Origin of the sequence: Desulfosarcina sp., assembly GCF_033791525.1 — a bacterium.
In the GTDB taxonomy this organism is placed as follows: domain Bacteria; phylum Desulfobacterota; class Desulfobacteria; order Desulfobacterales; family Desulfosarcinaceae; genus Desulfosarcina.
Genome location: NZ_JASJGN010000289.1, coordinates 1 through 19,995, shown reverse-complemented (window position 1 = coordinate 19,995; position 19,995 = coordinate 1). Strand labels below are relative to the sequence as shown.

Here is a 19,995-nt window from a genome sequence, read left to right as displayed (position 1 = left end):
CATGACACGTCTTAACCCAACCGTCGATCCGGCCGATTACCAAGATCTCTATCCGTTCCAGTCTCATTTTCTGGACCGCAACGGATTGCGCTATCACTTCGTCGACCAGGGCAAGGGCAACCCGGTGGTCATGGTGCACGGCAACCCCACCTGGTCTTTTTTCTTTCGCCGCATCATCACCGCCCTTGCTTTTGACCATCGTACCATCGCCCCGGATCACATGGGATGCGGCCTGTCGGACAAACCCGATGATGGTGCGTACGACTTCCGGCTGCAAAGCCGGTTGGATGATTTTTCGGCGCTGATGGATTATCTTGACCTGGACCGGGTCACCCTAATGGTCCATGACTGGGGCGGCATGATCGCCATGGCCTGGGCCGTGGCCAATCCGCAGCGGGTGGCCCGTCTGATCATCACCAACACGGCAGGCTTTTTTCCGCCGGGCCGCAAGCGCATCCCCCTGCGGCTGTGGGTGGTCCGCAATCTGAGCGCCCTGGCCACCCCGGCCGTCCTTTATGGAAACCTGTTTGCCAGAGGGGCCATACACATGGCACCGCAAAAACGGTTGACCCCAAAAGTGAAACAAGGGCTGCTGGCACCCTATGCCTGCCCGAAAAACCGGCTGGCCACTTTGCGCTTCGTCCAGGACATCCCCATGGTACCCGGCGATCCGGGATTTTCCATCGTCGAAAGGGTGGACCAGCACCTTGGCACACTGGCCCATATACCCATGCTGATCCTGTGGGGGCGGCACGATTTCGTCTTCGACGTGGACTACTACAACGAGTGGTGCCGACGTTTTCCGAAAGCTGAAAAGCACCTGTTCGACGATGCCGGCCACTACCTGCTGGAGGATGTGCCTGAGCGGGTCATCGGATTGGTTAAGGATTTTCTGGATCGGCATCCCATAGGAGGGGATTGATCAGTATCTTCATCCTGAACTAAATAACAATATCCAAAAGACAAATGACAAATAAATCACAATACCTAAACTCGAAATTCCAAACTTGACGATGAGATCGCTACACTCCGCCTGTTTATAAATTGGCAGAATACATTATTCAAAATTCGATGTTGGACGTTCGATGTTCATAACTGTTTTGCTTTACGAGTGTAGGTGATCTTATGTGAGATTTGGATAAGGAATTAAGATTTTCGAATGGAATTAATGCCAGAAAAACTTAGCCACACCATCGTCAACGTGGCCGCCCGCCTGCGCACCATGGCCCGTCTTCAGCCCTACAAGCGGGCGGTGGTCTGTCCCTGCGGCAGGGACAGCCAAGGCCGGGTGGCCTACACCCACCTTACCTTCCGTCAACTGGATATCGAATCGGATTGCCTGGCCCAGGGCCTTGACGATATGGGTATCAGTCGAGGTGTGCGCACCATCCTCATGGTCAAGCCGAGCCTGGACTTCTTCGCCCTCGTCTTTGCCCTGTTCAAGGTAGGGGCCGTGCCCGTTGTGGTGGACCCGGGTATGGGCGTCTCACGGATGTTGAACTGCCTGAAGGAAAGTCAAGCCCAGGCACTGATCGGCATTCCCCCGGCCCACGTGCTGCGCACCCTGGCCCCGGGGTATTTCAAAAGCGTCAAGACCTTCATTACCGTGGGTAGCCGCTGGTTCTGGGGCGGACTCACCCTGGGCCAGGTGCGCAACAGACTTTGGCAACCATACCGCATGGCTGACACCCGGGCCGATGAAATCGCCGCCATCCTCTTTACCACCGGCAGCACCGGTCCGGCCAAGGGCGTCTTTTACACCCACGGGGTCTTCGATGCCCAGGTGCGCAGCATCCGCACCCAGTTCGGCATCACTCCGGACGAAATCGATCTGCCCACGTTCCCGCTTTTCGCCCTGTTCGACCCGGCATTGGGAATGACGGCCATTATCCCGGACATGGACCCCACCAAACCGGCCCATGTCAACCCGGAACGAATCATTGAAGCCATCGTCAACCAGGGCGTCACCACTATGTTCGCTTCCCCTGCCCTGCTCGATCGCGTGGGCCGCTACGGCAAGGAAAAAGGAATCAAACTGCCCACTTTGAAACGGGTGATTTCCGCGGGCGCACCGGCCGCGCCGGCCAATATCGAACAGTTTTCCGCCATGCTCACCGAGGGCGCACAGGTCCATACCGGGTATGGGGCCACGGAGGCCATGCCGGTAAGCGCTTTCGGCAGCGACGAGATCTTGGGCGAAACCCGCAAGCTCAGCGAGCAGGGCTACGGCATGTGCGTGGGGAAACCCATTGCCGGCATCGACGTTCGAATCATCCGCATCTCGGACGGTCTGATTGCCCAATGGACCGACGACCTGGTATTACCGAACGGAGAAATCGGCGAGATCAGCGTTCGCGGAGATCAGGTGACCCGAGGCTATTACGAACGGCCCCGGGACGACGCACTGGCCAAGATCATCGACGGCGACGCCTTCTGGCACCGCATGGGTGACCTGGGATGGATTGACAAAAAAGGCCGCATCTGGTTCTGCGGCCGCAAAAGCCACCGGGTGTCCTGTTCAAAAAAAACCATGTTCACGATTCCCTGCGAGGCCATATTCAACAACCATCCCCGCGTGTTTCGCAGCGCACTGGTTGGGGTGGGCCCCCAGGGGCGGCAGCGGCCGGTGGCCTGTATCGAACTGGTGCCTGGAGACTCCGGCAAGGGTAAAAAAGGCTTGAAAAAAGAACTGCTGGCGCTGGCCAAGGCCAATCCACTCAGTGAAGACATCGAAACGATCCTGTTTCATCGGGGTTTCCCCGTCGATATCCGCCACAATTCCAAAATTTTCAGGGAGCAGCTGGCCGTTTGGGCGGAGAAAAAAGGGTAACGCGTATTCATCATGAAAAGCAGGCAATCATCGGTAATCAGCACGCCGAAAAACATTCTGGTCACCGGCGGTGGAGGGTTTTTGGGCAAAGCCATCGTCCGGAAGCTGCTGGCCAACGGACATCGGGTGGCCAGCTTTTCGCGGGGCACATACCCGGATCTGGACGCGCTAAATGTCCCTCAGCTTTCCGGTGACATCGCCGAGGCCGGTGCCGTCGCCGATGCAGCTCGCGGCCGGGATGCCGTTTTCCACGTGGCGGCCAAAGCCGGGGTGTGGGGCGCGTTCGAGGAATATTATCGACCCAATGTGACCGGCACCCGAAATGTCATAAAGGCCTGCCGATCCAGCCGGGTGCCCATGCTGATATACACCAGCAGCCCCAGCGTGGTGTTTGATGGCGGCAACATGCAAGGGGTGGATGAATCGGCCCCTTACCCGGCCCATTATCATGCGCCCTACCCGCAGACCAAAGCCATGGCCGAGCAGGCCGTGATTGCCGCTGCAGACGATGCACTTAAAACCGTGGCCCTGCGGCCGCATCTGATCTGGGGACCGCAGGACAACCACCTGGTGCCGCGCATCATCGCCCGGGCAGCCAGCCTTCGGCGGGTGGGTGACGGAAACAACCGCGTGGACACGATTTACGTCGATAACGCTGCCCGTGCCCATGTACTGGCCATGCAGGCGCTGGAGAAAAACCCGGCGGTTTCGGGCAACGTCTATTTCATCAGCGACGACCATCCCATCGGCTTGTGGGATATGGTGGACCGCATCCTGGCTGCCGGTGGCAAGCCGGCATTGACCAAAACCCTGTCACCCAAGGCGGCCTATTGGGTCGGTGCGTTGATGGAGTGGACCTATCGCACTTTCGGCATCTCCGGGGAGCCTCGCATGACCCGCTTCGTCGCCCGGGAGTTGGCAACGTCCCACTGGTTCGACATTTCTGCGGCCAAGCGAGACCTGGGATACACGGCCGACATTTCCATCGAGGAAGGGATGAAGCGGCTCAAGGCCTGGCTGACGGAAAGGTCTTCCCTATCAGCTTAAAAAAATGGTAAAGGGAGTGACTTAGTTTGAAACAGAAACCTTTCCTGTACAAGTGAACCAAGGAGTCTGACTGTGGAACTGACGGATCTGTTGCCCCTGGAAAAATGGACCCAGATAGAAAATGAAATTCATAAGCAATCGGGATTGGAGTCCAATGTCTTCAATACCGACGGCATCCGCATCACCGACAATAAAGTATGGGTCAATCGCCTCTGTCCGGCCATCAAAGCCACGGACAAAGGCCAGTCATTCATTTGTGCCGTCGCCCACATGAACCTGGCCAACCAGGCCAAGGATGAAAAGCGGCCGGTGATCGAGGAATGCGACGCCGGGCTGATGAAGATCGTGGTACCTATTTTTTTTGACGGCAACTACATCGGCGCCGTGGGTGCCTGTGGCCTGCTGCCCGCAGGTGGCGAGGTGGATTCCTTCCTGGTAAATAAAATGACGGACCTCGACGAAGCAAACATCGAGGCGTTGTGTGAGGATCTTGCCGTGATCGAAAAGAATTCGGCCGAGGAAGTGGCCCAGTTCATCTGGGAAAAAATCGAAGCGGTCGTATCAGAAGCCTGACCCAGGGAGCCCTCGATAGCCCGGTCCATGGGGAATCGTATCGGGCTGCAGGAGGCAAGCAGACACCATGACATCGATTTTGCTGAATTTTCTTCTCATTTTCGCCATTGCAACGGCATCCCCATCAGCAGCCGCATCCGGTGCCGACAATACAGAAAGCAGCCAGTCAGCCTGGAGCCGATTCTGGCACGGTGTAGCCGACGACTGGAAAAAATTTGGCAAAGACGCAAAGGAATCCGGGGCCGAAGCGGGCCGGACCGTCAAAGATGAGGTCCAGAAAATGCCCGAAAATTTTCGTAAAGGCTTTGAAGAAGCCAAAAAGGATTTTAAAAACGGCACCGGTTCACCGCCAGAGCCCCGTGCTGATAACTGAAAAGAAACCACCACCCCTGCCGGTCAGCATTCCTCCCCTGAAGACCGGTCGATATCCACCATCCGGCCCATTCAACAATCCTGGCCCCGCCTCGCATACCCTGCTCGGTTATCCCTGCTCGACTTGGCACTGAAGACATGGCTTTATGGAATGATATTCTGGTGTTCTTGACAATGGGCGCCAATGCCAATTAGATTGCTCCATGGGGATTATCAGACTGGCCGTATCATCGAAACCATAAACGTTTTTTCAGCATTGATGGATTCGTAAAAAGTCGCATTTCCGATGGATTCGTAAAAAGCCCGAGATCAAGGCTTGCGAATCCTGAGGAATGAGGCGTACTTAAGGTACGCCGCAGTAACGAAGGTTGAAGCGTAACGCAGATATCGGACTTTTTACGACTCCGTCAGCATTGATCGGGAGGTGTTCTGATTCAGATATTGAAATCGACACAGCAGCGAATTCACTGGCCGGTAATACTATGGATATTTTGGTTGGCAGCCGATACGGCAGCGGCTGCTGGTCTGCCAGGCACCGCACCAGCAAACGCCGGCTACACGAACACCGATGTAATCCTGCTGGTGTCGTACATTCTGCTGGCCCTGGTTTTCTCCTTCCTCTGTAGTGTCGCCGAAGCGGTGCTTTTGAGCATAACACCCGCATACATCGCTGGTCTTCACGATAAAAAACCAAAGCTCGCTGCGCTGTTGAAACAATTGAAACAGGACAATGTGGACCAGTCCCTCGCCGCCATCTTGACCTTGAACACCATCGCCCATACGGTGGGGGCTATAGGTTCGGGTTCCAAGGCGACGGTGGTTTTCGGCAGCGCCTGGTTCGGCCTGTTTTCCGCTGTGATGACCCTGATGATCCTGTTCCTTTCCGAAATCATCCCCAAAACTATCGGCGCGGTCTACTGGCGATCACTGGCCGGGCTCACGGCACGGTTTGTCCGCGGATTGATCTGGGTGCTGTATCCGCTGATCTGGTTCTCGGAAATGCTGACCCGCCTGATCGCCCGTGGGAAAACCACCCATGTGTTCAGCCGCGAAGAATTCATCGCCATGGCCGGCATCGGTGAACGTGCCGGGAAAATCGACCCCCATGAATCAAGGATTATCCGGAATCTGTTCCGCTTCGGTTCGTTGACCGCCAGTGACATCATGACGCCGCGGACGGTAATTGCGGGCCTGGCCCAGGACATGAGCGTCACCGACGCCCTGGATGTAAAGCCATCCGTGGCCTTTTCGCGCATGCCCCTCTTCCAAACGGACCTGGACCACATCACCGGTTTCATTCTCAGGGACGATTTGCTGCTCGCCAAGGCACGAAATGGCGGCGACAATAAAATCGAAACGCTGAAGCGGACGATCAAAACGGTTCCCGGCAACCTGTCCCTGACCAACCTGCTCGAATTTTTGCTCGACCAGCGCCAGCAAATCGCCGTGGTGATCGATGAGTACGGTGGGACCAAAGGGCTGGTGACAACCGAGGATATCGTCGAAACCCTTCTCGGTATGGAGATCGTCGACGAGATGGACACGGTCGAAGACATGCAGGCCATGGCGCGGCGTCAATGGGCCAAGCGAGCCAGAACACTGGGCCTCGAAGTCAATGCCAAAGGACAGATGCCGGCGGCCACGAATTCGAACGAAACGATCCATTCGAAAGCCACGACGGACAGATCAGACGTCTGATCTGTCTCCACACCGGCACCAGGCGCATGAACCGGAAACAACCAACGGGAAGTAGCGCCACCATGGCGTCTCACCCTGTGCCCGATAGCTCGACAAGCGGATGTAAGAACCATGGCCCCTGATTTTCACGAAACGCTTCGACCCACGCCCGTCATCGACAGCGACCATACCCGCGTGACGACCTTCGCCCGCTCTCATATGAATGGTTCGGCAACCGCCAGAGACCAGGCGGTCTGCCTGTACTATGCCGTTCGTGATGGCATCCGCTACGATCCCTATGCGATTGACCTGTCCATGGAAGGAATGCGAGCCAGCACGACCCTGGCTTCCGGGCGCGGTTGGTGCGTGCCCAAGGCCGTGCTGCTGGCCGCCTGCTGCCGGGTTTTGAGGATTCCCGCGAAGCTCGGTTTTGCGGACGTGCGCAACCACCTGTCCACCGAGCGGCTACGAACCCTGATGAAAACAGACATCTTTTTCTGGCACGGGTACACGTCCATTTATATTGACGGACAATGGGTCAAGGCCACGCCGGCATTCAACATCGAACTGTGCGAGCGGTTTCACTTAAAGCCCCTCGATTTTGACGGCGGCTCCGATTCCATTTACCACCCCTTTGACCAATTGGGGAATGCGCACATGGAGTACGTGCGCTACCGGGGGGAATTTTTAGACCTCCCCCTGGATCAGATCAAAGACACACTGCAGCGACACTACGGCCCGTTGTTGTCCTTAACCGCCGTTGATTTTGATGAAGACGTAAACAAGGAGAGGTCTGCCGTCAACAGCGCAAGCAACCACCTACCCCCCGACAAATGAGGATTGCATGAATATCATGCTGATCAAGGCCAACCAGGCGCTCTATGCCTCCAAAGGCGTACTCAACGAAGCCCTGTTCCAGATGTCATGCAATATCCTGGGTGAACACCATCAAATCCAGGTCACTGACACCACCACAGGCCTATGGGACGTCGACGACGAGATCCATAAGCTGAAGCGGGCGGATGCCATTGTTTACCATTTCCCCCTGTGGTGGTTCAGCCTGCCGCACCTGTTGAAAAAATACTTCGATGAAGTCCTGGTATACGGTAAGACTTACCGCATTGCCGATGTATACGGCGAGGGTGGGCTGCTGACCGGAAAATCCTTCATGATCGCGGTGACGACCAATGTGAAGAAAAGTGATCTGGGGACCGTCCCCATGCTTGAACGATTTCGATCCATCGATGACCTGTTGACCCCGCTGATCCTGACCCACTACTACGTGGGCATTAAAGGTCAGCTGCCCACGTTTCACGCCGACGACGTGGTCAGGGGGGATACCTCCGGTGTGCTGAAAAACTTCGAGGCACACCTGAAATCCATCGACTGGCAATCCACTACGATAGTCGACGATTAACAACTGACCACAGGTGCTCCTCATACCAGATAGGGTATATGTAGTTGGCACTGGATACAATAAAGCGCTCTTTACCCTACGGCCAAACCGCACCCGAAAGCGGTGCCGACTGTCCATGCGAGGAAGTTTAAGCCACGCCAAAAAGGTTCCCTGGATGCTGAGATCATTGTCATGGGTCGACACACCGGGCTGCCATCTGTATCTGGTGGGCGGCGGCAGTGGCGCATTACCATCCGGTTGCCTGATACCGGCCGGTGAACTGGGCGTGCGCGTGACGGACCACGCCATCGCAGTTCAACCCATTAACTACTGTATCTTGAACTTAAGGTTCATTACATCTACCACATGTGGTGGATGTGTGCGTTTTAAAACGACACCGGCAGACCTGCAGTTTGCATGCAGCTCAATCAAACCGATCGCCAACCCGATCGATCATCCGGGAGCGCGTTGTTAACGGCGGCTGTCAGACGCTCTCCATATCGAACTCTTCAAACCCATACCAAAAACCGGTATTGCTCAGATGATCCAGTTCAAACTGGACCGCTTCGATGTGGTTGTCCTCGATTTCCAGGAATCGGGCAAACATGGCCCGGTGGTCGGATGCCACCTGATCGACCATTTCTTTGTAGAACCGACTGGTTTCGATCTCCATCGCCAGCGCCTGTGAGAGCATCTGCTGCTTGAGTCCACGCGCATCTTCGCTGATTTTCGATTGAAGGGCGGCAGCCTCTTTGCGGATTGCCGCTTTGTCGGGAACCATCGAAGCTAAGATTTCATTGCTGATTTTTCCACGCTTTTGCCACTCGTCGAGCCGGTTTTCCAGGTAATCCACATGGCGCTGTTCGTCGTCTGCCAAGGTTTGAAATATTTTTTTTCCGGCAGGTTCATCGGTGCGGGCTACCGCCTCGATGTAAAGATCTCTGATCCGGTTTTCGAATTCCAGTGCTGATTGAATGGCTGCTTCCAGTTTCATCGATTCCTCCTTTGGGTGATAATTGACCACGAATTGGCAGGTATACATCCAATAATAGGGGTGACGGCCCTGAAAAACAATGCTTCACATCAAAACGGTCAGCATCCGATACTGACGGCTGCTCAAGGGGATGTTTTTCCAATGGCGTCGAGGATATGCTGGGGAAGCGCAAACCCACTTCGTTGAATGTCGGGGGTGTAGCAGCGGGTGGCGATGCCGCTTTGGGAAAACCGTTGCCGCACGGTTTTTAAATCATGTTGTCTCAGTTTCGGGTTATCACTGGCCCATCCGAGAACCATGATGCCCCCGGCGTAAATGGGAATGGCCGCTGTAAAAAAAATGCCAGTCCAGGAACAGGGTTTCAAAATGCCTGGCCGATTACCGCACCTCCTCCAACGGTAAGAAAGCCACTTTGAATATGGGGGTTAACCGCAACAATCGTCGGCTGTCGGGCGCCCACGGTGTGCTATTCCATCTCTATCCGCTTGATATGGATGGGAATGGTACAAACGGGGATCGGAACCATCTTGTGCCGATTGATCCGGTTGAATTTCCTGAAAATAACCAGCACTTCCCGCTGCCTGGAATCAAGGGCCGCTTCGTCACCCCTGCCGGCTTCGTATGCCATGGCCCACTCCAGTTCATCGTAGGTGGCCCCGATCTGGCTCTCGTCGGACCGGTTGTCGCTCCACAAGCCGTCCGTGGGTGGCGCCTGGATAATGTCGTCGATAATGCCCAATGCTTCTGCAAGCAAATAGACCTCTGATTTCATCAGATCGGCAATGGGCGACAGGTCCACCCCACCGTCACCGTACTTGGTATAAAATCCCACGCCGAAATCCTCTACCTTGTTGCCGGTGCCTGCCACCAGCAGGCGATGGTGGGTGGAAAAGCCATACAGGGTAAGCATGCGCAGCCGGCTTCGCGTGTTGGCCATGCTTAAATCGTCCTGAATGGCCTCGGGGAGCGCGCTTTTCAGGGAATCAAACGCCGGCGTCAGATCTACGGTTACACCTTCCACCGTGGGGTAGTGCGCCGCAAGCCACCGAATATGATTGGCGGCCCGGCTCACCTGATCCGCTGCTTGACATATCGGCATGTTCAGCACTTTGACCGGCCTGCCGGTCTTGGCACACAAGGTTGAGGTCACCGCCGAATCAATGCCGCCGGAAACGCCCACCACAAAGCCTTTCATTCCAGATTGGTCAAGATACTGGATAAGCCATTTGACGATATGATCAATGACAGCGGCGGTTTGCATAGCTCGATCCCTTCGTTTAATTTTTTGACTGAGGGCAATCCGGCAGCAGATCGTAAAAATACATCATCACATCCGAACGGGTAATGATTCCGATGATTCGGCCGTCTTCCACAACGGGAAGCCGACCGATATCGTGGCGAACCATCATCTGAGCTGCCTGGATGGGGCTGTTTCCCGGTTCGATGCTGATCACCCGGGTGCTCATGAAGGCCTTGACCGGGGCCTGAAGCTGATCTTGCTTGCGGATCTTTTTGAAGTCACGCCGGGATATGATACCCACCAGCACGCCGCCGTCCACTACGGGCAGACCGGTGCAGCCCCGCTGGCGCAGAATCTTGGCCACCTCGGCCATGGATGTATCCGAAGGAACCGAAAAAACGGGAAATGACATCAGATCGCTGATTTGAACCGACGACTGCTGGTTGCCCTGGATGAGATCGACGATCATCTGTTCAACAATTTCTGGATTGACGCTTTTAAGCATGGCACTGCCGGCACCGGGATGGCCACCGCCGCCCAGGCTCTTCATGAGGGTGCCCACGTCCAGCCCGTCGTTTCCGCTCCGGCCGATGACCATGCATTTTTGACGGTCGCTTTTTTTTTCTTTGCTCACAAACAGGCCGAAAGCGGCATCGACATTAACGATTTCCCGATACATGCGCACCACCACGGCCAGGTTTCCCACGTGCCCGTCGATGAAGATGCGGCAGATGCTTACCGAATAGCCGTTTATATTTAACCGGTTGGTGTATTGCAGCATCTCGAAGAGGACATCTTTCTGTTTTTCGCCATATGCAGGCCGAAGAAATCTGTTGACCAGGGCAAGGTCCGCTTTGCGGTCCAGCAGCCAGCCGGCGGCATAGGCGTCTTCAGCGGTGCAGGAGGAAAAAGTCAAGTTGCCGGTATCTTCATACAGACCGGCCAGGAAAAGGGTAGCCTGGATGGGCGTGATCAGTTTTCGCATGGTTTTGAGCTGACGCACCATGAGGGTGACGGTGGCACCGACGGCTTCCTGGCATTTCCACGCCGCATCGATATCCCCGCCGACATGGTGATCCCACACCAGCACCTCCAGGTCTGTTATCTGTTTTAGCTTGGCAATGGGGCCCAGCCGAGCCCAGTCGGCCGTGTCCACGACGATGAGGCGGGTCACTCTGCCGGTATCGATGCTCCAGCGGTCCGCATAGTCGAAAACATCCTTGTGGATGGACATGAAGGCCCGCACATTGGGATTGACGGTTTTGGGAATGGCTGCCACGGCTTCGGGATAGATCAATGTGGCGGCCACCAGAGAGGCAAAGGCATCAAAGTCGGCATTTTTATGGGTGGTGATGATCTGCGTCATGAATCAGTCGTCAATCGGAACGATTCTACTCCAGGGAAGCATGGGGGTTTTTATCCGCTGAAGGGGCATCCAACTGCAGCGGCAAACCGTGTTGGGACCGATATTCCAGCGCCAGCCGGTGCTTTTCGATTTCGGTATGGCTTTCGATGCTCTTTTTGGCCAGCAGAAAACGAAGATAGACAATCCAGACGCCAATGCCCGCCACCACCACCCCAAGAGCGATGAACACCCACTTGAAACGGATGATGGCATCGATGCCGGTACGCCCGATATAGGTGATCATATTGGGGATGATCCAGTAGGAGACCACAGCCACAAAAATTAAAAACCCGATGATGAAAATATTCATCCGGCTGATGCGGACCAGGATTGACTCCAGGCGTGATTCATACCCCGGTTCACAAGCGGCCGTGGATTCATCCCCTTGAAGTTCATTGCCGTGGAAAATAGCCACGTAAGCTTTGACCACAAAGCCGAAGAGCAGCATGGCGCCGACCGGGATGCCGATTGCCGCCACGAACCAGGCCCGAAACGGAAAGGGGTGTTCCCTGGTTTCAAGCCGCACCTGGTAGTTCTCGAAGGGACCGAAGGTCTTTTCGAAATAGTACTTGTTGAATTCGCTTAAATTCTTTCCGCTGGTCTCATGGATGACATTACCGTTGGTATCAATCACCTGCAGCCAGGATTTACGGCCTGATTTCATGGCAGCCAGGGCGAAGATCTCCAACTCCAGCAGAAACAGCCCGACAATAATGATGATGAAAAGGGTTTTGTTTTCCTGGATTAAATTACTGATACGCGTCGTTTTCACAGCGGGTTACCCTAAAAACCCTTTCACCGGCACCGCCAGGAGTGCGGTTGGCTGAGTTCCTGTTTCTCCGATGGTTGCCATACCAGACAGAACCCACGGGATGGTTGTTCGAATAGAGCCAGTAAGTTACCACAGCGGTGCTTTTATGCACAATCTTTTTTGTGAGCGCTCACCGGTTCGGCGTTCACCCTTCACAATTGCCCCTATTTTCTGGAAACCTCTGAACCCCGAACCCACCATATTGACAGTCACCCCCAATTGTTCCATAAGGATGCTTCATTGCCACCCGTCACCTTTTTTGGAGCCTGCTTCATGAAGAAAATGATCATTTCCGTCCTGGGCAAAGACCGGCCCGGCATCATCGCCGCCGTCACCCGTATTCTATTCGAACAGGACTGCAACATCGAGAACGTCAGCCAGACCATCCTGCAAAACGAATTTTCCGGCATATTTATTGTCGGTGTCCCCAAAACGCTGTCGGAAGCGGACCTGCACCGGCAGCTGGACGCCGGGCTTTCCCCCATGGGTTTGCACGTTTATGAAAAGCAGCTCTCCACAGACAATGGATCCCAGATGGCTGTCGACAGTGAGCCCTTTGTGGTGGTCACCAAGGGACCGGATCGCAAAGGACTGGTGGCGTCCATCACCGCCATCATGGCCGCCCATCGTGTCAATGTGACCAACCTGCAGGCAGTCTTCAAGGGCGGCGACGACCCCAATGCCAACATCATGATCTATGAGGTCGACATCCCCAGCGATGCCAACCACCAGGCCCTTCGACGGGACCTGCGAGAAAAGGCACTGGCGCTGTCTCTGGACCTATCCATTCAGCACAAACTGATTTTCGAAGCAATCAATCGCGTTTAAGGCGCCTATAAGGACTGATGCCATGTTTAGTGATCGAGAAATCCTCTCCGTCGTGGAGATGCTCAAAAATGAAAATCTGGATGTTCGTACCGTCACCTTGGGCCTCAACCTGCTGGATTGCGCCAGCGACGACATCGGCCGTTTCACGGACAACATTTATGCCCGCATCACCGGTGCCGCTAAAAATCTGGTGAAGATATGCGACGAGGTGGGGGACAAGTACGGGATCCCGGTGGTCAACAAGCGCATTTCGGTAAGCCCGATGGCCGTGGCCGGCGCCCCCTTCAATGCCCAGCAGATGCTCAGTGTGGCCAATACGCTGAACGAAGCGGCTGGCGCCGCCCGCGTGGATTTTATCGGTGGATTTTCCGCGCTGGTGGAAAAGGGCATCGCCAGGGGTGACCGGGCGCTGATCGAGGCCATGCCCGAGGCACTGACCAGCACTCAGCGGGTCTGTGCCTCCGTCAACGTGGCCTCCACCCGGGCGGGGATCAATATCGATGCCGTGCTGCTCATGGGCAGAACCATCAAAGAGGCGGCCCGTCTCACCGCCGATCGCGACGGTTTGGCCTGCGCCAAATTGTGCGTGTTTGCCAACATTCCCCAGGATATCCCGTTTATGGCCGGTGCCTATTTGGGCGTAGGTGAAGCCGATGCGGTGATCAACGTGGGCGTCAGCGGACCCGGCGTTGTCAAAAAAGCCATCGATCGCGCAACGGCATCCAACCCGAATCTCAACCTGGGTCAAATCAGCGAAATCATCAAGCACACCGCCTACAAAGTAACCCGCATCGGCGAACTCATCGGCCGCGAAGTGGCCCAGCGACTGGGCATCACCTTCGGTGTGGTCGACCTCTCTCTGGCACCCACCCCCAACGTGGGAGACAGCGTGGGAGAGATTTTCCAGAGCCTGGGCCTGGCCCACATAGGCGTGCCAGGCAGCACGGTGGCATTGGCCCTGTTAAACGATGCGGTGAAGAAGGGCGGCGCGTTTGCCAGCTCCAAGGTCGGGGGCCTTAGCGGCGCCTTTATACCGGTCAGCGAGGACCTGAACATCTCCCAGGCGGCCGCCCAGGGCCACCTGTCCATCGAAAAACTCGAAGCCATGACCTGTGTGTGCAGTGTAGGCCTGGACATGGTGGCCATACCCGGTAACACCAGTGAAGAGACCCTGGCGGCGATCATTGCCGATGAAATGGCCATCGGCGTAATCAACAAGAAAACCACCGCCACACGCCTGATACCCGTGCCCGGTAAAAAGGCCGGTGACCATGCCTTCTTCGGCGGCCTATTGGGCGAATCGGTCATCATGCCGGTGAACAATGCCACCGGCGAAAATCGCTTTCTGCGACGCGGCGGGTTGATTCCGTCCCCCATACACAGTTTGGTGAATTGACCGATCATTGGGGTGGCGCCGAGTTGGATCTATCTGCAGTTTCGCTGAACTGGTGATTCGTTGGATATCGGTAACGGTCAGTGTAACCGAGGCGGGAGCAAGCGTGAATGAGCGAAGTGAACGCGCGACTGTTCCGACACCGGTTCATCTGCTTGCCCGATGTAACAGGAACGTATTGTTATCCGTCATCATGAATTTGAACCTCAAGTGCCACTAACAAGAGGTCGAGATTATTATTTGAGTACGCAAGGGAGCGGTTTGCCTTGAATATACGGCTCCCAGGCGTTATGGACTGGGCACCAAATATCTCCAGTTGCACTAGAGACAACCCGACAAGCAGCGAAGTGAAAAGTCGCAGTGGAGTATCTCGAATCGCTGAGAAAGGTGCTAACCAATGTGTTTTTATTCACCGTAATGAATTGGGCATCACCTACCGAGTGATTTAACAGCTTGAGGGAATCCTTGTGATGAAGTGTGTAGTCACATATTTCGGTCCCCCCTATATACTCTTCGACTGGTGCTGGAAACTGTCGACTATCGATTAATTGGCCGACATCGTTTCCAAGAGGGTAATAATGCTGGACGTAACAACGAAGTTTCTGCTGCGGTTTTAGCCGGATCTTCGGCCATGGTTCCGGCCACGACCCGTGTCCGGACAGCACCAAGTGGGAGCGTGATATTTTTTCAAAAAAGTTTTTTTTCGCTGCCATCGTTGCTTTGAGGCCTGGAGGAGGTCCGGCAGCAACCACAGAAGTTGACACAGAAACCGTTTTAGGCTGTGACAGTCCGCTTTTCAACGCCTGAAGTTTTTTGGCCGACAAACCATAAGCTACCGGACTCACGTTCACCGGACCTGGTTTCGGCAAAGGCTTTGGCGACCTCAGGATCTGCAAATAGTTCTTTATCTGGTATTGTAGTTTGGCTTCAGATTTCGTTTTGTAAGCAGTCTTCCACGAATTGGAAACGGCCAGGGTTTTCGGTGATTCTGCAGCGAGCCGCGTCAAAATACAACCACGAATCGCGTGCCGCTGCAATTTGTTCGTTCCGTGCCGGTTAAAACGGGAAAAACCAAGCGACAAGGCCTTACTAATGGATTCAGCATTAAACACCGAATTTCCGTTTACGTAGTCCACAAGTAGCTGGTGGTTAACGGTTGAAACTTTGTTGTTAATGTAATCCAACGTGTTTTGGATACGATCTTTTTCTGACTTGCCCCATCCCATCGATATTTCCTTCCTTTGCTTGGGCAGAAAACGGTTCGGAATCCAATTTTTCCCAGACTATCAACAAAGCTTAGCGACATTGCTAATGCAATGCAATAGTAATTACTTGGATTACCAGGACACGCTCGTTTGGTTGGGCGTGAGGTCAAGCAGTCAGGCAAGTCCATGCCCAACAACGGAGTCGGCGAGAGGCGGTTCCTCAGCGGGACAATAGTTTTATTACAAGTCGTTACACGTCGATGCAACAGGCACACAACTTCAGCCAGTTGGCGGAATATTACGTTTAAAATTGAGAAAATCTATAACATAAACTGCCCTACCTGAGCATATTACTTTTGTTGTGAGTCATACCCTTTCCTCCCAGGGTTCTCTTAATAATTTTAGCCTTCCTTTGCTTGTAACAGGCTCTTTTGGACGTTCGGGAATTGTTAGTCCACGACGAGAAATATCAGCCTCAAGAACTTCAGATGCCTCTTCAGTGAGACCGCCTGTCGCATGGATATCGATTAAATCTTCCTCAGGTTTAGAACTTTAGGTTTCTGATAGTGTATTTTTATCGATCTCAATTTTGCAGCCTCCTAAATTTAAGGCGAAATTCACTTAGGTGGTGCCTGCATCGCTAAATCTACCAATTTTCCAAGAAAGTTTTTGGTAAAACTTTATATGGGTTTCGGATGACCATTATCTGGTGCATCTGAATATCGAAAATTTAAAAAAAAGGTCAGACTAGGTTACAGATAAATTGAGAGAATCTCATAGAAATCAGTCTTGTCAAAACCTGTGATTGCTTTGCTATGAATAATTTTTGTTGGGGGATCCATCCCGGCCTTCATGATTACCTAAAAATTCATATTGGGCCAATATTCTTTATTTATTCCAGGAAAACATGGTTGCCCCGGCCAATAGAAACGCCAATGTCATGGCGCACAGGATGGCGATCTCCGGCATGACTGCAAACAGCCCTTCCCCCTCGTTCATCACTTGTCGTGCGGCCTTTAACAGGTGGGTCAGTGGAAAGATCTTCGCCGACGCCTGCAACCATGCCGGCGCCCCCTCGATTGAGAACCATACTTCGGATAAAAACATCATGGGCCAGGATATAAAATTGAGCAGGCCATTGGTGAACTCTTCGCTGGTCCCTCGCGAAGCGATGACCAGACCCAGTGAGGTCATGCAGGTACTGCCCGCAAGAAACACAATGAAGAGGTTCGTCAGACTGCCGTATACCCTGAAACCGAGGATCCAATCACAACCCAGCCAGACGATAACCAGCGTGAACATGAGCAGAAAAATCCGCGACAGCAACTGGGCGGCAAGATACTCAAAGGCGGTCAGCGGGGTCGCTTTCAGCCGTTTGAGCACCCCGTTTTTGCGATAGCGAACCACCACCCAGCCGACCCCATAAAGGGCGCTGAACATCATGTTCATGCCCAGCACACCAGGAAAAAGCCAGTCGATATATCGAATCTGTATCCCCTGGATGTCCTTTTTCTGGAATCGCTCTCCGCTATCCGGCGGCACCAGGGCGCCTTTCAAAAGCCTTTCGACAATTGCCCCGGATGGGGAAGAATCGCTGACCCAATATCGGATCGGTTGGGTCCCCGTCTCGATCAACAGGTCTATTTTATGGTGCTTGAGCTTGTCCAGCCCCTGGGCCCGGGTTTCGAAACCCACCAAGGAGATGGCCTTGAAGCCGGCAAACGATTCCGGAAGGAAATCGATCGACTGGTGGACGGATGCAGCATGGTCGATCGGGAAAAGGCCAACCTTGAACTGCGATTGATAGTCTCCTTTGAAGATGACCCCAAATCCGAGGATGATCAGAAACGGAAAAAGGAAGTTCCAACCGAATGCCGCACGGTCTCTGAAAAATTCACGATTTCTGGCATTAAAAATGGCCCACAGTCGCTTGAACCGCATACACTCTCCCGATCATTCCCGCAGGCTTCGCCCGGTAAGCTTTAGAAATACATCCTCAAGGGTGGGTGTTTTCACGTTCACACCACGCATATCCACTCCCATTGACAACAGCTTTGAAACCACCGCATTGACGTTTTCCGTTCGAATCTGAATCCGGTCTCCCCGCTGGTTGATGAATCCCTGCAAGCCCTCTGGATTTTCCGGAATCTGGTCTTTGGGCACCGACAGGGTTGCCCGTTGGCAGTGAATTTGAATCAACTCCTCGGGCGCACCGCGGGCGATGACTTTGCCTTTGTCCATGATGGCGACGTCGTCACAGAGTTTTTCCGCCTCTTCCATGTAATGCGTGGTGAGCACGATGGTACGCCCCTGGGATTTTACCGTTTTGATGATGTCCCACAAATTACGTCGGGCCTGTGGGTCCAGACCGGTGGAGGGTTCATCAAGAAAAACCAATTCAGGCCGGTTCAGCAAGGCCAAGGCCAAGAGCAACCGCTGTTTCTGTCCACCGGAAATTTTATCGTTCAGTTGTGCGTTGACCTCTTCGAGATGGCAGAGTTGAATCAAGTGGCCGATGGACTCCGTGTTGTCGTACAACCGGCTGAAGGTTTCCAAGGTTTCGGCCACGGTCAAAAACGAAAGCAAGGCGGTCTGTTGAAACATGATCCCCACCTCCTGCCGGAACTGCGCCGCCCGTCTCGCGCCTTTGTATAAAATCGTCCCGCCGGTGGGGTCAATGATGTCCTCGATGATCTCGATAAGGGTCGTCTTTCCGGCGCCATTGGGCCCCAGCAGGCCGAAACAGGTGCCCTGGCCGATGGTCATGCTCACCCCGTCGACGGCCCTGAGGCGCCGGTAGTGCTTGTGGATGTCAATGATTTCCAGGAGGGGTTTCATCGGCGCTATCGCTTTCATGGGTGGAGATTGCAGCATTCGTAGATAAAAATATCTTATTTAATAAAAAGGGGTTGCACACGTTTGACAGTTGACAGGCAACAGCGGGTTTTTTATAGTCGCAAGCACCGCGTAAATCAAGCCGGATTGAAAAAATAGCGGCCGGCCGAGGCATTCCCACTATCGTTCCAATCCCCTTGTCGGATGGAAAAACGAGCGATCATGGAACGTAAAAGCCATTTCACTTTTAGCATAATTCTGACTGCGGCCCTTATACTGATCGGTACGGGCGGGTACATGATTATCGAGGGTTGGCCGGTTAGCGATGCCATATATATGACCATCATCACCCTGGCCACCGTCGGTTACGGCGAGGTGCACCAGGTGAGCGGCGGCGGCCGTATTTTCACCATTTTTCTCATCGTGTCGGGTGTCGGTTATTTTATGTATGTGGTCGGCCTGCTTGTACAGTTTTTGGTCGAAGACCGCATACGAGTCATTCTCGGGAGGCGCAAATTGGACAAGCAGATCGCCAAGCTGAAAGATCACTATATCGTCTGCGGGTACGGCAGAATCGGTCGGGTGCTGGCCCGCTATCTCACCGAGCGATACCTGAATGTGGTGATTATCGAAAAAAATGAGTCCCGCCAGGCGGCCATGGATGAAGATGGTGTGCTTTACCTCATGGGCGAAGCCACCGACGAAAACCTTCTGCTCAGGGCCGGAATCAAAGATGCCAAAGGGTTGTTCACGGCCGTGGCCACCGATGCGGACAACGTGTTTCTGACGCTGATCGCCAAGCAGCTCAACCCCGGCCTGTTCATCGTGGCCAGGGCAATCCAGAACACTGCTAAACGGACCATTCAGGCAGCAGGTGCCAACAAGGTCATCTCACCCTACGACCTTGGCGCCCGGCGGATGGCCCATGCCGTTTTGCGGCCCACGGTGATCAAGTTTCTTGAAATGGCTTTTGCCGACGAAAGCACGGACGTCCAGGTGGAGGAGATCCTTGTGCGTTCCACCTCCCGTCTGCTGAATGTGGCACTCAAGGATTCGGGTATCCGCCAGCAGCTGAATGTGATCATCCTCACAATTAAAAAGGCCGACGACACTATGATTTTCAACCCCAATGCAGATACCCGCATCGAAACCGATGACACCCTGGTCGTGGTTGGCCAGGCGAAAAGTGTCAGCCAATTGGAACAGATGATGCGAAGTTAGTGTCCACCTAAGTACTTGCCTGGCGCAATCATTACAGACACCCTGCTGGTAATGAGAAGCGAAGATGGCGCTGCCTGACCCTGAATATCTGAAGGCGTTGAAAAGCAGAACCCTTGAACACCGGGTAAAAAAGGCTATCGCGGTATTGGACTGCTGCACTTTATGCCC

At 54.2% G+C, this 19,995-nt stretch carries 19 protein-coding genes; 11 read left to right on the top strand and 8 right to left on the bottom strand.

Annotation, left to right across the window (positions count from 1 at the left end):
• Position 1 precedes the first annotated feature (1 nt).
• The 8 genes from QNK41_RS14385 (at position 2) to QNK41_RS14350 (ending at position 7,916) form a co-directional block, all read left to right on the top strand.
• Complete coding sequence (locus tag QNK41_RS14385; protein ID WP_319258108.1) at positions 2-922, top strand: alpha/beta fold hydrolase; 921 nt, start codon at positions 2-4, stop codon at positions 920-922.
• Between the two features lie 246 nt (positions 923-1,168).
• Positions 1,169-2,830 carry a fatty acid CoA ligase family protein gene (locus QNK41_RS14380; RefSeq protein WP_319258106.1) on the top strand — a complete coding sequence of 554 codons (1,662 nt, stop codon included), beginning with the start codon at positions 1,169-1,171 and terminating at the stop codon, positions 2,828-2,830.
• A 12-nt stretch (positions 2,831-2,842) separates the two neighbouring features.
• A complete protein-coding gene (locus QNK41_RS14375; RefSeq protein WP_319258105.1) occupies positions 2,843-3,877 on the top strand; it encodes an NAD-dependent epimerase/dehydratase family protein in 1,035 nt (344 codons plus the stop codon).
• 72 nt (positions 3,878-3,949) lie between these two features.
• Positions 3,950-4,450, top strand: coding sequence for a PocR ligand-binding domain-containing protein (locus QNK41_RS14370; RefSeq protein ID WP_319258103.1), 501 nt, complete (start codon positions 3,950-3,952; stop codon positions 4,448-4,450).
• A 67-nt stretch (positions 4,451-4,517) separates the two neighbouring features.
• Positions 4,518-4,823 carry a hypothetical protein gene (locus QNK41_RS14365; RefSeq protein WP_319258101.1) on the top strand — a complete coding sequence of 102 codons (306 nt, stop codon included), beginning with the start codon at positions 4,518-4,520 and terminating at the stop codon, positions 4,821-4,823.
• Between the two features lie 494 nt (positions 4,824-5,317).
• Positions 5,318-6,520 (top strand): hemolysin family protein, encoded by a 1,203-nt coding sequence (locus QNK41_RS14360; protein ID WP_319258099.1) that lies wholly within the window; start codon positions 5,318-5,320, stop codon positions 6,518-6,520.
• Between the two features lie 111 nt (positions 6,521-6,631).
• On the top strand, positions 6,632-7,336 hold the full coding sequence (locus QNK41_RS14355; RefSeq protein WP_319258098.1) for a transglutaminase family protein: 705 nt from the start codon (positions 6,632-6,634) through the stop codon (positions 7,334-7,336).
• Positions 7,337-7,343: 7 nt separating this feature from the next.
• Positions 7,344-7,916, top strand: a complete 573-nt coding sequence (locus QNK41_RS14350) for an NAD(P)H-dependent oxidoreductase (protein WP_319258096.1) — start codon at positions 7,344-7,346, stop codon at positions 7,914-7,916.
• 463 nt (positions 7,917-8,379) lie between these two features.
• Here the strand turns inward: QNK41_RS14350 and QNK41_RS14345 are convergent, their stop codons facing one another.
• The 5 genes from QNK41_RS14345 to QNK41_RS14325 all read right to left on the bottom strand — a co-directional run bounded on the left by QNK41_RS14345 (position 8,380) and on the right by QNK41_RS14325 (position 12,306).
• On the bottom strand, positions 8,380-8,889 hold the full coding sequence (locus tag QNK41_RS14345; RefSeq protein WP_319258094.1) for a ferritin family protein: 510 nt from the start codon (positions 8,887-8,889) through the stop codon (positions 8,380-8,382).
• A gap of 122 nt (positions 8,890-9,011) precedes the next feature.
• Positions 9,012-9,188 (bottom strand): hypothetical protein, encoded by a 177-nt coding sequence (locus QNK41_RS14340; protein WP_319258093.1) that lies wholly within the window; start codon positions 9,186-9,188, stop codon positions 9,012-9,014.
• A gap of 167 nt (positions 9,189-9,355) precedes the next feature.
• Entirely contained in the window at positions 9,356-10,150 is a 795-nt protein-coding gene (gene nadE / locus QNK41_RS14335) for an NAD(+) synthase (RefSeq protein ID WP_319258091.1), read from the bottom strand.
• 16 nt (positions 10,151-10,166) lie between these two features.
• A complete protein-coding gene (locus QNK41_RS14330; protein ID WP_319258089.1) occupies positions 10,167-11,495 on the bottom strand; it encodes a CBS domain-containing protein in 1,329 nt (442 codons plus the stop codon).
• A gap of 25 nt (positions 11,496-11,520) precedes the next feature.
• Positions 11,521-12,306 carry a hypothetical protein gene (locus QNK41_RS14325; protein ID WP_319258087.1) on the bottom strand — a complete coding sequence of 262 codons (786 nt, stop codon included), beginning with the start codon at positions 12,304-12,306 and terminating at the stop codon, positions 11,521-11,523.
• A 312-nt stretch (positions 12,307-12,618) separates the two neighbouring features.
• On the opposite strand from QNK41_RS14325, the gene QNK41_RS14320 reads away from it, so the two are divergent.
• Together QNK41_RS14320 and QNK41_RS14315 are read left to right on the top strand one after the other, a co-directional pair.
• Entirely contained in the window at positions 12,619-13,173 is a 555-nt protein-coding gene (locus QNK41_RS14320; protein WP_319258086.1) for a glycine cleavage system protein R, read from the top strand.
• Between the two features lie 22 nt (positions 13,174-13,195).
• Positions 13,196-14,569: a PFL family protein gene (locus QNK41_RS14315; RefSeq protein WP_319258084.1), complete on the top strand. Its 1,374-nt coding sequence runs from the start codon at positions 13,196-13,198 to the stop codon at positions 14,567-14,569.
• Between the two features lie 233 nt (positions 14,570-14,802).
• On the opposite strand, the gene QNK41_RS14310 is transcribed toward QNK41_RS14315, so the two are convergent.
• From QNK41_RS14310 to QNK41_RS14300, 3 genes are all read right to left on the bottom strand, one after another.
• Entirely contained in the window at positions 14,803-15,792 is a 990-nt protein-coding gene (locus QNK41_RS14310; RefSeq protein WP_319258083.1) for a putative adhesin, read from the bottom strand.
• A gap of 867 nt (positions 15,793-16,659) precedes the next feature.
• Positions 16,660-17,712 carry an ABC transporter permease gene (locus QNK41_RS14305; RefSeq protein WP_319258081.1) on the bottom strand — a complete coding sequence of 351 codons (1,053 nt, stop codon included), beginning with the start codon at positions 17,710-17,712 and terminating at the stop codon, positions 16,660-16,662.
• 12 nt (positions 17,713-17,724) lie between these two features.
• Positions 17,725-18,609: an ABC transporter ATP-binding protein gene (locus QNK41_RS14300; RefSeq protein ID WP_319258079.1), complete on the bottom strand. Its 885-nt coding sequence runs from the start codon at positions 18,607-18,609 to the stop codon at positions 17,725-17,727.
• 219 nt (positions 18,610-18,828) lie between these two features.
• Here QNK41_RS14300 and QNK41_RS14295 point away from each other — a divergent pair, with 219 nt between their 5' ends.
• Positions 18,829-19,827, top strand: a complete 999-nt coding sequence (locus QNK41_RS14295) for a potassium channel protein (RefSeq protein WP_319258078.1) — start codon at positions 18,829-18,831, stop codon at positions 19,825-19,827.
• The last annotated feature ends 168 nt before the right edge of the window (positions 19,828-19,995 follow it).

Excerpts from the sequence above, each read along its gene's own strand:
- QNK41_RS14385 (WP_319258108.1), top strand. The coding sequence starts at position 2 with ATGACACGTCTTAACCCAACCGTCGATCCGGCCGATTACCAAGATCTC.
- QNK41_RS14380 (WP_319258106.1), top strand. The coding sequence starts at position 1,169 with ATGCCAGAAAAACTTAGCCACACCATCGTCAACGTGGCCGCCCGCCTG.
- QNK41_RS14375 (WP_319258105.1), top strand. The coding sequence starts at position 2,843 with ATGAAAAGCAGGCAATCATCGGTAATCAGCACGCCGAAAAACATTCTG.
- QNK41_RS14365 (WP_319258101.1), top strand. The coding sequence starts at position 4,518 with ATGACATCGATTTTGCTGAATTTTCTTCTCATTTTCGCCATTGCAACG.
- QNK41_RS14355 (WP_319258098.1), top strand. The coding sequence starts at position 6,632 with ATGGCCCCTGATTTTCACGAAACGCTTCGACCCACGCCCGTCATCGAC.
- QNK41_RS14350 (WP_319258096.1), top strand. The coding sequence starts at position 7,344 with ATGAATATCATGCTGATCAAGGCCAACCAGGCGCTCTATGCCTCCAAA.
- QNK41_RS14345 (WP_319258094.1), bottom strand. The coding sequence starts at position 8,889 with ATGAAACTGGAAGCAGCCATTCAATCAGCACTGGAATTCGAAAACCGG.
- QNK41_RS14340 (WP_319258093.1), bottom strand. The coding sequence starts at position 9,188 with ATGGTTCTCGGATGGGCCAGTGATAACCCGAAACTGAGACAACATGAT.
- nadE (WP_319258091.1), bottom strand. The coding sequence starts at position 10,150 with ATGCAAACCGCCGCTGTCATTGATCATATCGTCAAATGGCTTATCCAG.
- QNK41_RS14330 (WP_319258089.1), bottom strand. The coding sequence starts at position 11,495 with ATGACGCAGATCATCACCACCCATAAAAATGCCGACTTTGATGCCTTT.
- QNK41_RS14320 (WP_319258086.1), top strand. The coding sequence starts at position 12,619 with ATGAAGAAAATGATCATTTCCGTCCTGGGCAAAGACCGGCCCGGCATC.
- QNK41_RS14315 (WP_319258084.1), top strand. The coding sequence starts at position 13,196 with ATGTTTAGTGATCGAGAAATCCTCTCCGTCGTGGAGATGCTCAAAAAT.
- QNK41_RS14310 (WP_319258083.1), bottom strand. The coding sequence starts at position 15,792 with ATGGGATGGGGCAAGTCAGAAAAAGATCGTATCCAAAACACGTTGGAT.
- QNK41_RS14305 (WP_319258081.1), bottom strand. The coding sequence starts at position 17,712 with ATGCGGTTCAAGCGACTGTGGGCCATTTTTAATGCCAGAAATCGTGAA.
- QNK41_RS14300 (WP_319258079.1), bottom strand. The coding sequence starts at position 18,609 with ATGAAACCCCTCCTGGAAATCATTGACATCCACAAGCACTACCGGCGC.
- QNK41_RS14295 (WP_319258078.1), top strand. The coding sequence starts at position 18,829 with ATGGAACGTAAAAGCCATTTCACTTTTAGCATAATTCTGACTGCGGCC.